The sequence below is a fragment of the Nocardia sp. NPDC005978 genome (assembly GCF_040614455.1).
Classification (GTDB): Bacteria; Actinomycetota; Actinomycetes; order Mycobacteriales; family Mycobacteriaceae; genus Nocardia.
This window is the reverse complement of the sequence record NZ_JBEXUS010000241.1, coordinates 1-1,352: the sequence shown is the minus strand read 5'-3', so window position 1 is coordinate 1,352 and position 1,352 is coordinate 1. Positions and strand designations below refer to the sequence as shown.

General features: G+C 63.2%; 2 protein-coding genes. One reads left to right on the top strand and one right to left on the bottom strand.

Annotation, left to right across the window (positions count from 1 at the left end; all coding sequences use genetic code 11):
- Positions 1–199: hypothetical protein (locus ABZ319_RS40410; RefSeq protein WP_354991881.1), on the bottom strand; the 199-nt coding region annotated here is incomplete at its 3' end.
- A 25-nt stretch (positions 200–224) separates the two neighbouring features.
- Here ABZ319_RS40410 and ABZ319_RS40405 point away from each other — a divergent pair.
- Positions 225–1,352 (top strand): MDR/SDR family oxidoreductase (locus tag ABZ319_RS40405; protein WP_354991880.1); only part of this gene is annotated, 1,128 nt, incomplete at its 3' end.

The following is a 1,352-nucleotide window of genomic DNA, read 5'->3' as shown; positions in this document are numbered from 1 at the left end:
AACCCCGAGCCACCATCGACACCACCGCCATACTCGCCACCGGCGAAACCCAAATCATCATGCGCGACAACACCATCCACCACGCACGACTGGTGACCGCGAGCCGGACGACACCACTTTTGCCGGCCCGGGACTGGCAGGTGAGCACCGGTACCGATGGAACCTTCGAATCCATCGCCTTCACGGATTCGGACGCCATCGACAGACCCCTCGACCCGCAGACGATGAGAATCCAGGTCCGTGCCACCGGACTGAACTTCCGCGACGTCATGCTCTCACTGGGTATCTACCCGGACGGGCCGACGACGATCGGCGGCGAATTCGCCGGCATTGTCACCGAGCTCGGCTCCGCCGTAACCGGATACGCTCCGGGCGACCGCGTCATGGGAATTTCCGGCGACGGTATCGGATCCACGGTGATCGCGCACTCCGACTTGACCACCGGAATTCCCGACGGCTGGGGATTCGCACAGGCTTCCGGCGTGCCTGTCGTATTCTTGACCGCCTACTACGCACTCTACGAACTGGTCGAACTCGAGCGCGGCAATCGAATTCTCATCCACGCCGGAACCGGCGGTGTCGGCATGGCGGCCATCCAGCTGTCCATACATCTCGGACTCGAGGTCTTCGCGACCGCGAGCCGAGCGAAATGGAATGTCCTGCGGCGCATGGGCCTCGATGATGACCACATCGCCGACTCCCGCACACTCGACTTCGCGGACAAGATCGCACGCAACACCGGCGGCGCCGGGGTGGACGTCGTACTGAACTGCCTCAGCGGCGAGTTCATCGACGCTTCACTGCGCATCCTGGCAACCGGCGGGACATTCCTGGAGCTGGGTAAAGCCGATATCCGGGACGCGCATTCCCTGGCGGCCGGCTACCCGGGGATAACCTATCGGCCATTCGACATGGCAGAACCCGAGCTACCGCATATTCGGCGGATGCTGGCGGATCTGATGCGGATGTTCGAACGGGGAGACATCTCACCGCTGCCGGTGAACCCCTGGGATGTCCGGCTGATAGCGCCCGCGCTACGGCACTTCAGCCAGGCCCGTCACATCGGCAAGAACGTCCTGACCCTGCCGGCTGTGGTGGATTCCGGTGGGACAGTACTGATCACCGGCGGAACCGGAGCACTCGGCCGAGCCGTCGCCAAACACGCAGTACAAACCCTCGGCATCCAGAACCTCATCCTGACCAACCGACACGGCAACACAACACCACAAACCCAAGCCCTTCTCGACGAACTCTCCACCACCGGAGCCAACGTCCGAATCGTCGCCTGCGACGTCAGCGACCGCGAAGCCCTCACACACCTGCTCACCACCATCCCCACCCACCAACCACTC